General features: G+C 72.0%; 12 protein-coding genes. 8 read left to right on the plus strand and 4 right to left on the minus strand.

The annotated features are described in order from the left end of the window. Positions 1-80: 80 nt before the first annotated feature. A complete protein-coding gene (locus tag NYO98_RS04020) occupies positions 81-1,073 on the plus strand; it encodes a hypothetical protein (protein ID WP_268110237.1) in 993 nt (330 codons plus the stop codon). A 10-nt stretch (positions 1,074-1,083) separates the two neighbouring features. After that, positions 1,084-1,620 carry a hypothetical protein gene (locus NYO98_RS04025; RefSeq protein ID WP_268110238.1) on the plus strand — a complete coding sequence of 179 codons (537 nt, stop codon included), beginning with the start codon at positions 1,084-1,086 and terminating at the stop codon, positions 1,618-1,620. A gap of 16 nt (positions 1,621-1,636) precedes the next feature. Here NYO98_RS04025 and NYO98_RS04030 read toward each other — a convergent pair whose 3' ends face one another. The 4 genes from NYO98_RS04030 to NYO98_RS04045 are packed head-to-tail and all read right to left on the minus strand — an operon-like array spanning position 1,637 to position 4,995. Next, complete coding sequence (locus tag NYO98_RS04030; protein ID WP_268110239.1) at positions 1,637-1,966, minus strand: sec-independent translocase; 330 nt, start codon at positions 1,964-1,966, stop codon at positions 1,637-1,639. A 44-nt stretch (positions 1,967-2,010) separates the two neighbouring features. Beyond that, complete coding sequence (locus NYO98_RS04035) at positions 2,011-3,171, minus strand: Mrp/NBP35 family ATP-binding protein (protein WP_268110240.1); 1,161 nt, start codon at positions 3,169-3,171, stop codon at positions 2,011-2,013. Positions 3,172-3,202: 31 nt separating this feature from the next. Further along, the gene (locus NYO98_RS04040; RefSeq protein ID WP_268110241.1) at positions 3,203-3,715 is read right to left on the minus strand and encodes a DUF1003 domain-containing protein; all 513 of its coding nucleotides are present in this window, start codon (positions 3,713-3,715) and stop codon (positions 3,203-3,205) included. Then, the gene (locus NYO98_RS04045) at positions 3,712-4,995 is read right to left on the minus strand and encodes a magnesium transporter MgtE N-terminal domain-containing protein (RefSeq protein WP_268110242.1); all 1,284 of its coding nucleotides are present in this window, start codon (positions 4,993-4,995) and stop codon (positions 3,712-3,714) included. Before NYO98_RS04045 ends, NYO98_RS04040 begins: the two co-directional genes overlap by 4 nt. A 192-nt stretch (positions 4,996-5,187) precedes the next feature. Between NYO98_RS04045 and NYO98_RS04050 the strand changes: the two genes are divergently transcribed. The 6 genes from NYO98_RS04050 (at position 5,188) to NYO98_RS04075 (ending at position 12,782) form a co-directional block, all read left to right on the plus strand. Then, complete coding sequence (locus NYO98_RS04050) at positions 5,188-7,101, plus strand: endonuclease/exonuclease/phosphatase family protein (protein WP_268110243.1); 1,914 nt, start codon at positions 5,188-5,190, stop codon at positions 7,099-7,101. Between the two features lie 116 nt (positions 7,102-7,217). After that, positions 7,218-8,387 carry an endonuclease/exonuclease/phosphatase family protein gene (locus NYO98_RS04055; protein ID WP_268110244.1) on the plus strand — a complete coding sequence of 390 codons (1,170 nt, stop codon included), beginning with the start codon at positions 7,218-7,220 and terminating at the stop codon, positions 8,385-8,387. A 48-nt stretch (positions 8,388-8,435) separates the two neighbouring features. Then, the gene (locus NYO98_RS04060; RefSeq protein ID WP_268110245.1) at positions 8,436-10,001 is read left to right on the plus strand and encodes a hypothetical protein; all 1,566 of its coding nucleotides are present in this window, start codon (positions 8,436-8,438) and stop codon (positions 9,999-10,001) included. Positions 10,002-10,014: 13 nt separating this feature from the next. Then, complete coding sequence (locus tag NYO98_RS04065; RefSeq protein ID WP_268110246.1) at positions 10,015-10,242, plus strand: DUF6752 domain-containing protein; 228 nt, start codon at positions 10,015-10,017, stop codon at positions 10,240-10,242. A 47-nt stretch (positions 10,243-10,289) separates the two neighbouring features. Further along, positions 10,290-11,303 (plus strand): hypothetical protein, encoded by a 1,014-nt coding sequence (locus NYO98_RS04070; protein ID WP_268110247.1) that lies wholly within the window; start codon positions 10,290-10,292, stop codon positions 11,301-11,303. A 33-nt stretch (positions 11,304-11,336) separates the two neighbouring features. Then, positions 11,337-12,782, plus strand: a complete 1,446-nt coding sequence (locus NYO98_RS04075) for a phospholipase D-like domain-containing protein (RefSeq protein ID WP_268110248.1) — start codon at positions 11,337-11,339, stop codon at positions 12,780-12,782. The last annotated feature ends 19 nt before the right edge of the window (positions 12,783-12,801 follow it).

Consider the following 12,801-nt stretch of genomic DNA (forward strand, 5'->3'; position numbering starts at 1 on the left):
TCTCGGTCGGAGGCGCAACCGACGCGGTGCGTCCGACGTCTCCCGGGGTGAAGGGGGACGAGGCCATGAGGACGAGGACAGTGCGAGCCCTGATCGGGGCGGCGACCACCGCCGCGCTCATCACCGCTGGGGCCGGTTGCGGAGCGCAGCAGGGCGCCGACGGCCCTGCGGCAGCGGAGCCGGCGGGTCAGGAGGCCGGACCGCCGGTCACGCTCCCCGTGGCGGTCGGCGGCGACCTCTACGTGGGCGGGCACCACGTGCCCGGCCGGTGGTACGCCGCGGGCGGGCGCGGCACGCACTGGATCGCCCTGCGCGAGGACCGCACCTGGTGGTGGGGCTTCGACGAGGAGCCCCAGCGCATCGACGGCCAGGTCGACCAGTCGGTCGTCATCTCGCCCAGTGGTGGCTACACGGCTCACGTGCTCACCGAGCCCGACGGCGGTTGGACGCTGGTCGGGGCCGACACCGAGTGGGCCGGTGAGGGCCTCGGCGGCGTCGACCTGCCCCGCGGCGGGTCGAGCCCGCCGCCCCGGGCGGTGGCCGTCACCGACGACGGCCTGGTCGTCGCGGGCGGGCCGCACTTCCAGTGGCTGTGGCGCCCACTGGTCGACAACGCGACGGTCGACCTCGCCGAGACCGCCCCGGGGCAGGTGGTGGTCGGCAGCACCGACGCCGGTCTCGTCGTCAACGAGGGCCGCTACGACCGCACCGACGGCCAGCAGGGTTCCCCCTACCTCGCCACGATCGACAGCGACGGCACCCTGACCCGGCTCGGCCCGCTCCCGACCCACGACGTGCTGGAGGCGGGGGAGCAGTGGATCGCCTACGCGCCACCGGGGACGCTCGGAGGTGAGACGTCGGGCATCCCTGAGCTGCAGGTGCAGCGGCGTGACGGCTCAGCCGCGGGCCGGCTCACCGCCCCGGACGGCTGGGTCTTCCTCGCGCCGGGCTTCCGGTGGGAGTCCGCGGACCAGCTGCTGGCCGTCCTGGCGTCCGAGGACGGACAGACCGAGAGGCTGGCCCGGTGCCGGCCGGACACCAGCACCTGCGAGGTCGTCCTCCCGGCTGGCTAGGCTCGGCGGCATGTCCTGGGAGCACGACCTGTTCGCGCTGCTCGACGACCTCGAGGGCCAGGCCGCCGCGGCGTGGGAGGCCGACCGCGAGGCCGAGCTCGCCGACCGGGCGCGCACCGAGTACGCCGCCGTCACCCTCGCGAGCCGCCTGATGGCCTCCCGCGGTCGCGACGTGGTCCTCGACCTCCCGCACGTCGGCCGGCTCGAGGGGCGGCTGGCCCGGGTGGGGGAGGAGTGGTGCCTCCTCGACGCGACCGGCCAGGACTGGATCGTCCCGCTGCGCGCGGTCACCGGCGTGCGCGCGGCCAGCGAGCGCTCGGTGCCCGAGGTGGCGTGGTCCCCGGTCGACCGGCTCGGCCTGCGGGCCGCGCTGCGCCGCCTCGCGGACGCCGGGGCCCGGTGCCTGGTCCACCTCGCCGACGGCACCCGCCACGAGGCGTACGTCGACCGCGTCGGTGCCGACTTCCTCGAGGGGCGCGCCACCTCGGGTGAGGCCTTCCTGGTGCCCTACGCCGGCCTCGTCGCCGTGCAGAGCCGCGACGACTGACCCGGCCCGCGAGCCCTCAGGTGGCCTCGACGTCGTACGGCGGGACCTGCCCGTCGGGGAGCCTGGACTGCAGGGCTGCCTGCGCCTGCTCGCGGTCGACCTCGGCCATCGCCTCGGTGATGTGCTTGCGCACGATCGAGCGGGGGTCGAGGTCGCGCAGCTCGAGGTCGGCGTAGTCCGGGCCGAGCTCGTTGCGGAGCTCGTCGCGGGCGTTGTGGGCCAATCCGCGGGCGCGGTGGAGCAGCTGGGCCGCCTGTCGCGCGAGGTCGGGCAGCTTGTCCGGACCGAGCACGATGACCGCCACGAGCGCGATCACGGCCAGCTCGAGGAGCCCGACGTCGAACATGCCTCAGAACCTACTGCCTGGCCGGAACCGTGATCGGGACGTGGTCAGAACTTGCTCGACGGCGTGAGCCCGAGCTGCATGCCGGCGAGCCCGCGGCCGCGGCCCGCCAGCGTCTCGGCGACCCGCGTCAGCTCGCGTGCGGCGGGAGCGGACGGGTCGGCCTCCACGATCGGCTTGCCGACGTCGCCGCCCTCACGCAGCGAGATGTCCAGCGGGATCCGGGCGAGCACGGGCACGTCGTAGCCGAACCGCTCGGAGAGGGTCCGGGCCACGCGGTCGCCACCGCCGGAGCCGAAGACCTCGAGGCGGTGGTCGTCCTCGGGCGGGCAGTGCGGGCAGGGGAGGTAGCTCATGTTCTCGACCACGCCCACCACCCGCTGGTGCATCATCGAGGCCATGGTGCCGGCGCGCTCGGCGACCTCGGCGGCCGCCTCCTGCGGCGTCGTGACGACCACGACCTCGGCGCTCGGGAGGTGCTGGCCGAGCGAGATGGCGACGTCGCCGGTGCCCGGGGGCAGGTCGAGCAGGAGGGCGTCGAGGTCGCCCCAGTAGACGTCGGCCAGCATCTGCACGAGGGCGCGGTCGAGCATCGGGCCGCGCCACGCGACCACCTGGTCGCGCCGGGGCTTGAGCATGCCGATGGAGATGACCGAGACGCCGCTGGGCGTGGGGACCGGCATGATCAGGTCGTCGACCTGCGTCGGCCGGGTGTCGGCCACGCCCAGCATGGCCGGCACGGAGTGGCCGTAGATGTCGGCGTCCACGATGCCGACCTTGAGGCCCTGCGCGGCGAGCGAGAGCGCGAGGTTGACCGTGACCGACGACTTGCCGACGCCGCCCTTGCCGCTGGCGATGGCGTAGACCTTGGTCAGCGAGCCGGGCTGGGCGAAGGGGATCTCGCGCTGGGCGCGCCCGTCGCTCAGGATCTCCTTGAGGCCGGCGCGCTGCTCGGCCGTCATGACGCCGAGGGTGAGGTCGATCGACGCGACGCCCGGGACCTTCGTGACGGCCGCGGTAACGTCGCGGTTGATCGTGTCCTTGAGCGGGCACCCGGCGACGGTGAGCAGCACGTGGACCGCGACCGAGCCGTCGTCGGCCACCTCGACGGTGTCCACCATCCCCAGCTCCGTGATCGGCCGCTTGATCTCGGGATCGTTGACGGTCGCCAGGGCGTCCATCACCTGCTGCTGCGTGGGGGTGCTCATGATGCAGAAGTCTACGAGCCACCCCGTGGGATCACGGTCCCGGCTCGTCCTCCGGCTCGCGGCGCGAGAGGTCCTCGATGTCACCGAGCAGAACGCGGAGCTCGGACCGGAGGAAGTCGCGGGTGGCGACCTCGCCGACCGACATCCGCAGCGAGGCCACCTCTCGGGCGAGGAACTCCATGTCGGCGTGGGCGCGGGCGTTGGCCTGCCTGTCCTGCTCGGCGATCACCTTGTCGCGCTGCTCCTGGCGGTTCTGGGCGAGCAGGATCAGGGGTGCGGCGTAGGACGCCTGGAGGCTGAGCATCAGCGTCAGGAAGATGAACGGGAACTCGTCGAAGCGCAGGTCCGCGGGAGCCAGCACGTTCCAGCAGATCCAGGCCGCGACGAACATCGTCATCCACAGCAGGAACTTCGCGGTGCCCATGTAGCGGGCGAACGACTCGGCGAAGACACCGAAGGCGTCGGCGTCGACCGACGGCCGCCGCACGATCGGGCGCCGGGTCTCGCGGGGGGTGTCCAGGCGGGGACGGCGGTTCTCGCTCACCCGGCCCTCCCGGCGCTCGGCCCGCCGTTGATCCGGCCGGGACGCGGCGCCCGGTCACGCCAGCCCTCGGGCAGCATGTGGTCGAGCAGGTCGTCGACCGTGACCGCGCCCAGCAGTCGGCCCTCGTCGTCGACGACGGGTGCTGCCACCAGGTTGTAGGTGGCCAGGTGCGCCGCCACCTGGTCCATCGACGCGTCCGGCCGCAGCGGGTCCATCGACTCGTCGAGCGCGGCGGCCACCAGGGTCGAGGGCGGCTCCCGGAGCAGCCGCTGGATGTGGGCGGCGCCGAGGAGCTTGCCGGTCGGCGTCTCCAACGGCTGGCGGCAGACGTAGACCAGGGCGGCGAGGGCCGGGGTGAGCTCGGGGTTGCGGACGTGGGCGAGCGCGTCGGCGATGGTGGCGTCGGGGGAGAGGATGACCGGCTCGGGCGTCATCATCGCGCCCGCCGTGTCGTCGGCGTAGGACATCAGGCGCCGGACGTCCTCGGCCTCCTCGGGCTCCATCAGCCCGAGCAGCGTGGCGGCGGTCTCGGGGTTGAGGTCGGCGATGAGGTCGGCGGCGTCGTCGGCCGACATCTCCTCGAGGATGTCGGCAGCACGCTCGGAGTCGAGGTGCTCGAGGATCTCGACCTGGTCCTCCTCGGGGAGCTCCTCGAGCACGTCGGCGAGGCGCTCGTCGTCGAGGGCGGCGACGACGGCCGTACGCCGCTCCGCCGGCAGGTCGTGGATCATGTTGGCCGCGTCGGCCGGGCGCATGTCGTTGAGCGCGGCGATGAGGTGGGTGGCGCCCTGCGTGGGCTCGTGCCGCGTCAGGCCGGTGACGTCACGCCACTCCACGACGTGGGTCTGGCCGCGCCGCCGGAAGCCCTTGCTCGGCTCCTGCACGGCGACGCGCGAGAGCACCCAGTCGCGGTTGCGGGCCTGCTCCATCGCCACGTCGTAGACGACGCCGGTCACGCCGGTCTCGCGGATCGTCACGGTGCGGTCGAGCATCTGGCCCATCACGAGCGTCTCGGTCGAGCGCTGCTCGAACCGGCGCATGTTGAGCAGCCCGGTCGTGTGGACCTGACCGCTGTCGATCGCGGTGATCCGGGTCATCGGCACGAAGATCCGGCGTCGGCCGAACACCTCGGCGACCATGCCGAGGACGCGCGGCTGGCTCGTCTCCGTACGGAGCGCGACCACCAGGTCGCGCACCTTGGCCACCTGGTCGCCCTGGGGGTCGAAGATCGGCAGCCCGACGAGCCGGGCCACGAAGACGCGGGTCGGGGTGGTGCTCACGCCCGCAACGGTAGCGTGCCCCCATCCTCCGCGAGTCCCCTCCGCGCCGAACGAGTGGTGTACCCTGACGTCGCACGAGTCACTTCTGTCACATCGATCGGGCCCGGGCCGACACGTCGCGGCGTGTGGGGAGTGGTCACGGTCGGGTCACCTCGACGACGCCACTTCCCCGACATCTGTGAGGCCCCCTCCATGCCCGGCACGACTGTTCCTCTGCGCCCGTCCTCCGTCCGACGCCTCTGTGCTGTCGGCCTGACGCTCGCCACGGCCCTGCTCGTGGCCCCCGCCGCTCCCGACGCCGGCCTCGCGCCCGCGTCCGCGGCCGAGCCCGCCGCCGCCCCCGTCGCGGCCCGGTCCATGGAGGTCCCGCAGACGACCCCCGCCACCGGCTTCCGCGTCGGCAACTTCAACGTCCTCGGCGCCGACCACACCGCTCCCGGCGGCAACCGGAAAGGCTGGGAGTCGGGCACCGTGCGCATGGACCGCGTCGTCAGCCTGCTCCAGGAGCACACCCTCGACGTCGTGGGCTTCCAGGAGTTCCAGCCGCCGCAGGCGGCGCGGTTCACCGAGCTGATGGGCACGTCCTGGCAGACCTACCCGGGCCTGAACAACCCGGCCGGCCCGTCGGTCAACTCGATCGGGTGGCGCACCGACGTGTGGACGCTCCTCGAGGCCCGCACGCTCCCCATCCCCTACTTCGACGGCGTCCCCAGCCGGATGCCGGCCGTGCTCCTGCAGAACGTCGAGACCGGTCGTCGGGTGTGGTTCTTCAACACCCACAACCCCGCCGACGTCCGCGGGCCGGCGCAGGCCTACCGCGACGCGGGCTTCGCGATGGAGGTCGCCCTCGCCAACGAGCTGCGCGCGGCCTACCCCGACGCCCCCTTCATCTCGCTCGGCGACAAGAACGAGCGCGGCAGCTACTACTGCAAGGTCGCTCCGGGCGCCGGCCTGTGGTCGGCGAGCGGCGGCTACGTCGACGGCAGCACGTGCTCTCCGCCCGGCGGCGGCGCGATCGACTGGATCATGGGCACCCGCGACGCGTTCTTCAACAGCTACACACGCGTGTGGAACGACTTCGTGTCCAAGACCAGCGACCACCCGCTCTACACCGCCAACGTCGTCGTCCCGGCGTCCGCGCCGGTCGGCGTCGACCACGTCGTCGTGGTCGCCGTCCCCGGCCTGACCTCGGCCGCCGCGGGCGGGTCGAGCGCCCCCGGCGAGGCCACCCGCATGGTCGCCAACGGCACGTCGACCATGAACGCGCGCACCGTCACCGAGAACACCCAGGCCGACGCCAACCTGATGTCGCTGCTCAGCGGCCGACGGGTCTTCCCCAAGGCCGGCGGCCACGGCGTCGGCTCCACGAAGACGCTCCCGTCGTCCGTCCACGACTCGGCCGGCCAGTACGTCTCCAGCCTGTTCGACCTCGCCCACAACAACTCGGGTCGCACGATGTTCGCGTCCAGCCGCAAGGAGACGCAGCTCGTCCTCCGCAGCTGGAACCGCAAGAGCGGCGGCAAGGACCCGTACGGCGTCGACGACGGCACCGCGAAGATCGACCGGTTCAAGATCATGCGCGACGACTCCCGGAGCGTCGGCTGGTGGCGCGACACCATCGCCCGCAAGCCCGCCGAGCTGAGCGTCATCGAGCTCTCCGGTGTCCTGAAGTCGGGGCTCGAGGACGGATTCAAGGGCGCGACCTACCAGAAGGCGGTCCGCAAGGCGTTCCAGAAGGTGGCCGCCATCCGGCGCAGCATCGCCAAGTCCCCCGAGATGAACGGCACCACGCTGCTCATCGTCACTGGCACTGGCGGCGCGCAGAAGTCGCGCGGCTCGTCGCGCACCTGGGCGAAGAGCTACAAGGTGCCGATGTGGGTGACCGGCCCCGGCGTCCCGGCCGGCAGCGACCTCTACGCGCTCAACCCGTCGTTCGCCTCGCCCGGCTCGCAGCAGCCGGGCTACTCCGGCACGCAGCCGATCCGGGTGGGTGACCTGACCAACCTGGTGACCCGCTCGCTGGGCGTCCCGCCGGTGCCGGCCTCGTCGATGGACCCGCAGCAGCGGTTCCAGGTCTTCGACCCGCTGCTGGTGCCCGGGTCCTGATCCGGGATCATTGGTGCCGGGTGACGGCGGCCGGTTAGGCTTGCGCCTCGAGCCGTCCACGCCCGACGTGGAGTCGTCCGCCGGGGCCGTCGGCTCACCCTCCGCAGAAGGTGGCCGTGAAGCACGAGGACCCCGAGACGCCGAGCAGCGCGGGCAGCCCGCGCCGCTCGCGCGTCGAGCTGTGGGCACCGTTCCTGGTGGTCGCGGTCGTCGCGGCGGTGGTGTGGGCGTCGTTCTGGTCGGACTCGGCGGTCGACGACGTCGCCAGTGACCGGTCGACCGCGTCGCAGGCCACGGCCGCGGACGTCGCCGACGACACCGACGACACCGACGGCTCGCGTGAGGACGCGGGGGAGCGGACGGGATCGGCGGGTGCCGAGCCCGAGAACGTCGAGCCCGAGCAGCTCGAGGAGTCCGTCCGCCGCTTCCGCGCCGCGCAGCGCCGGCTGGCCGCCCGCGTCTCCCGGCAGGTCAAGGAGGTGCAGCGCCGCACCACGGAGCCCTTCGAGTTCCAGGTCGCGTCCTACAACGTGCTGGGCGACTCGCACACGGGGCCCGGAGGCAACAAGCCCGGCTTCCCCGACGGTGGCCCGCGCATGGACATGTCCATCGCGGCGCTGCGCAACAACGGCATCGACGTCGTGGGGTTCCAGGAGTTCGAGCAGAGCCAGCACGGCATGTTCACCTCCCGCGCGGGGGAGTACTCGCTCTACCCGGGGATGTCGCTGGGCAACAAGTCCGTGCGCTTCAACATCGCCTGGCGCTCCGACGTGTTCCAGCTGGTCGAGGCCCACACGCTCTCCATCCCGTACGCCGGCGGCAGCCGCATCGCGATGCCGGTCGTCCTGCTGGAGTCGATCAGCACCGGCCGCCGCGCGTGGTTCGCCAACTTCCACAACCCCGCGGACACGCCCAACCTCGGCAACAACGCGCGCTGGCGGGCGGAGGCGGCCGCCATCGAGGTCGCCCACCTCACGCAGCTCCACCAGACCGACGGCGTCCCGGTCATCGCGACCGGTGACTACAACGAGCGCGAGGAGATCTTCTGCCGCTTCACCGCCGGGGGCGTCTTCACGGCCGCCGCCGGTGGCAGCTCGGCCGGCGGCTGCGCGCCGCCGCCGAGCATGCAGGTCGACTGGATCTTCGGCTCGACCGGGGTCTCCTTCGCCGGGTACTCCGTGACCGGCACGGGCCAGGCCTCCGACCACAGCATGGTGCACGCCACGGCGACGCTCACCGGGGACGACGCCGCGACCACCGGCGACCCCGAGGGCGACCTCGAGTGACGAGCAGGCGCTGAAGGCTCGGGCGGGCCGCTCGTTATACTCCGCCGCGTGAGGTCCCTGAGCCAGCTGAGGCGTCCTGGCGCGCTGGAGGTCCTCCGGATCGACGCCGCTGGGCTGCTCGTCGCCGGCACCCGTGAGCAGCTCGTCGACGTGGCGTTCGACGGCCGTCGCATCTGGTCGTTCTGGCTGCTGCGCGACGGCGAGCAGGGCGACGACGGCATCACCCTGACCTGGCCGAAGCCGCTGCGCCCGTTCCTCGACGGCGTCACCGAGGTGACGCTGAGCGACCCCGGCACCGACACGGTGCTGTTCACGCGCACGGTGCAGTTCGGGGAGCGTCCGGACCGGATCGCGGTGGTCAACCCTGCCGGTCGCCCGCTCAGCCTCGACAAGTCCCTCAAGCTCGTCGAGACCTTCGACACGCGCGACGCCGCGCAGGTCGAGCCGCTGCTCGACGCGATCGAGGAGGTCCTCGGCGCGTTGCAGCAGGTCGGGCTCGACGCCTTCCTCGCCTACGGCACCGCCCTCGGCGCCATCCGCGACGGCGGCCTGATCGGCCACGACAGCGACGCCGACCTCGGCTACGTCAGCACGTACGACCACCCGGTCGACGTGATCCGCGAGTCGTTCCGCATCCAGCGCGCGCTCACCGACATGGGCTACCGCGTCACGCGCTACAGCGCCATCGCGCTCAAGGTCCACGTCCTCGAGAGCGACGGCCTCGACCGTGGGCTCGACGTGTTCGGCGGGTTCATGCGCGAGGGCACCCTCTACCTCATGGGTGAGATCGCCGTCCCGTTCGAGCGCGAGTGGATCTTCCCCCTCGGGACGGCGTCGCTGGAGGGACGCGACTTCCCGGTCCCCGCCGACACCGACAAGTTCCTGACCGCCACCTACGGCCCGCACTGGCGCGTGCCCGACCCGGCCTACAAGTTCACCACGCCCGCGAGCACCATCGAGCTCTTCAACGGGTGGTTCCGCGGGATGCGCACCGGGCGCGCCGGGTGGCACGCCTACCACAAGCGCACGGCCCACCACGCCGCGTCGGTCTCGGCCGTCGCCGAGGCGGTCGCCGCACGCCACCCCGACCTCGCGACGTACGTCGACATCGGTTGCGGGCGCGGCACGGACGTCGCCTGGTTCGCCGACCGCGGCGTGACGGCGATCGGTCTCGACTTCCAGCCCTACGCCTACGACGCCGAGGCGGAGCGCCGCGCGGACGACCCTCGCGTGACGTTCCAGCTGTTCAACCTCCTCGAGCTGCGCCACGTCCTCGCGGTCCCCGCCTGGATCGCCCGCATGCCCGGCCCGCGCGCCGTGGGCTGCGTGCACGTCGTGGAGCGGCTCGGGCGCCGCGGCCGGCTCAACATGCTGCGCGCGGCCCGGATGGTCCTCGCCGGCACCACGGGCACCCTGCACCTGCAGTTCCTCAGCGAGAAGGGGCGCGACGGCTACGCTCGCCGCACCGGTGCCCGCAAGCCCCTCGACCCGGCGGTCGTCGCGGCCGAGGTCGAGGAGTCGGGCGGCCGGATCCTCGAGCAGGTCCGCGAGCACGTGTCGGACGCCCCCGGCAGCTCGCAGGTGTGCCGCATGATCATCGACTGGAACGCGTGAGGTGGGAGCAGACATGTTCGGACTGGGCAATCGGAGGGAGCACCGCTCCGGCCCCGAGACCGGCGGCGACCTCGAGAGGCGCGTGGCGGCACTCGAGGAGGCCGTGCAGGAGAACCGCGCCCTCAACGTGCGGCTGGCCGAGCTCACCGACGTCGTGACCGAGCTGCTGCTGCCCGTGGCAGCCCGCGACGAGGAGAAGCTGGAGGAGCTCCTCGGGAAGTACCGCGGGGACTTCTCTTGAGCCCTGGCTCACCTGAGCGCGGTGGCCCACGCCGGGTGTTCCTCCACGTGGGGCTGCCCAAGACCGGGACGACGTACCTCCAGCAGGTCGTCTGGGCCAACCGCGACCGGCTGCGGTCGGCGGGGGTCCTCCTCCCCGGGTTCGGCCACCGCGAGCACCTCTGGGCGGCCCTCGACCTGCAGGAGCGGCCCCGGCTCGCGCGGCGCCACCCGGACGCCCCCGGCGCGTGGCGGCGGCTGGTCGACGAGGCGTCCGCGCAGTCCGGTGACGTCCTCATCACCCACGAGTTCCTGTGCGGCGCGAGCGCCGAGCAGGCGTCCCGTGCGATCGCCGACTTCCCGGACGCCGAGGTGCACCTGGTCGTCACCGCCCGCGACGCCGCCAGCGTCGTCTCGGCCGGCTGGCAGGAGTCGGTGAAGAACGGCAGCACGGTCGACCTCGACGCCGTCATGGCCGGCAAGGCCGCGGGCGGGCCCGAGTTCAGCATGCGCACCTGGGACCTCGCCGGTGTCCTCGAGCGCTGGACCCCGGACCTCCCGCCCGACCGGGTCCACGTCCTGGTGATGCCCGGCGCCGACGAGCCGCGCGACCTCCACTGGCGCCACTTCGCCGAGGTGCTCGGGATCGACCCCGACGCCTTTGCGGCGCCCGCCGACGCGGTGAACCCGGCCCTGGGGATCGTCCAGATCGAGACCCTGCGCCTGGTCAACAAGCACCTCCCGCCCTACTCCGCGCAGGAGCGTGGCGTGTGGATCCGCGGCTACCTCGCCGAGGACCTGCTCGCACGGCAGCCGCGCGAGCGGGGCGGGCTGCCGGAGCAGTACCGAGCCCGGTTCGCCGAGCTCGACCGGGCCGCCACCGCCCTGATCACCGACCGGGGCTTCCACGTCCTGGGGGACCTGTCGGCGCTGACGACGGACGCCGGGGGCCCCACCGGACGCCAGCCCGACACCGTCACGAGCGACGAACTTCTCGAATCGGCGTCACGACTCGTCGCTGATATCGTGGCCGACGTCCGCGCGAGCACAGGTGATGTGCCGCCTCGTCGGGGGAATCTCTGATCCGGGCGCCTCGGGTGCCACGTAGGAGTCTTTGTGCGTTCCAAGTTCGTTGCCCTGTTCGCCGCCTGTGGGCTGATGGCCTCCCTGGCCGCGCCCATCTCCGGTGCGGCCTCCGCCGCGTCCGCGCCCACCGCGAGCCCGGCCACCGCGGCTGCTGCGACGCCGGCGGCCCTCGCCGCGCGCAAGCCCGGCAAGCCGAACAAGAAGTGGAAGGTCCCCACGGGGGCCAAGTTCAACAACCCGATGGTCCCGGCCAAGCGCTTCGTCATCGAGCGCCACGTGCTGCGTGCGATCCGCAACACGCCCAAGGGCGAGCGGATCACGATCTCCGCCTACTCGCTGGACCGCCAGGTCTTCGCCGACGAGCTGATCCGCGCCAAGAAGCGCGGCGTGAAGGTGAAGGTCCTGCTCAACGACCACCTGGTGCCCGGAGCGCAGGTGCGCATCCAGAAGGTGCTCGGTCACAACACGAAGAAGAAGAGCTTCCTCAAGCGGTGCGTGTCGGGATGCCGCGCGGACGAGAACGAGTACAACAACCTGCACAGCAAGTTCTACCTCTTCAGCCGCACCGGCAAGAACCGCAACGTGGTCATGCTCGGCTCCTACAACATGACGCTCAACGCCGTGCGCTGGCAGTGGAACGACCTCTGGACCACGGTCGGCAAGAAGACGCTCTACGACCAGTACGTCGACCTGTTCAACGACATGCGTCCCGACTGGGACAAGCGCCGGGCGACCTACGCGTTCTGCGAGGCGGGCCTGAACTGCCCCTCGGGCGACCAGCACAAGTACTACAACATCGTCTTCCCCCGCTACACGACGCCGTCCAACGACGCCGTCCTCGACATCCTCAACAACATCCAGTGCGTCTACACCGACGCGGCGGGCGTGCAGCGGCGCACCCAGCTCGCGCTGTCGATGCACTCGATGCGTGGCAAGCGCGGCAACTACATCGCCGACAAGCTGCGCGAGCTCTACGGCGCGGGGTGCAACCTGCGGGTCAACTACGGCCTGATGGGCTTCCACACCAAGCAGCACATCGGTGCCCCGACCGCGCGCGGGCGCGTGCCGCTGCGCTCCACCGGCTTCAACCTCAAGGAGGACGTGCCGACCGGTGACTCCGAGATCGACAACATGCCGGAGAACATCGAGCGCTACACGCACCACAAGTACTTCGTGCTGAAGGGCTCCTACAAGGGCAACGTCGACAGCTCCATGGTGTGGACCGGTTCCACGAACTGGTCCAGCCTCGGCACCCCCCAGGACGAGATCCTGTTCAGCATGCACGGCCGGGGCAACGTCCGCGACTACATGGCCAACTTCAACCTGATGTGGCAGAAGCCGTACAGCCGCGACGCCTACACCACGACGTACTCGTCCTGGAAGACGGTCAACGGCCGCCGGGTCGGGGTCGGCCCGATGGTGACGGTCGAGCCCGACGGGCTCAAGGGTCGCGGGCCGACCTGGGAGAACGACTGACCCAGCCCGGTCGGGCCGG

The sequence above is a fragment of the Nocardioides pini genome (assembly GCF_026712185.1).
Lineage (GTDB): Bacteria > Actinomycetota > Actinomycetes > Propionibacteriales > Nocardioidaceae > Nocardioides > Nocardioides pini.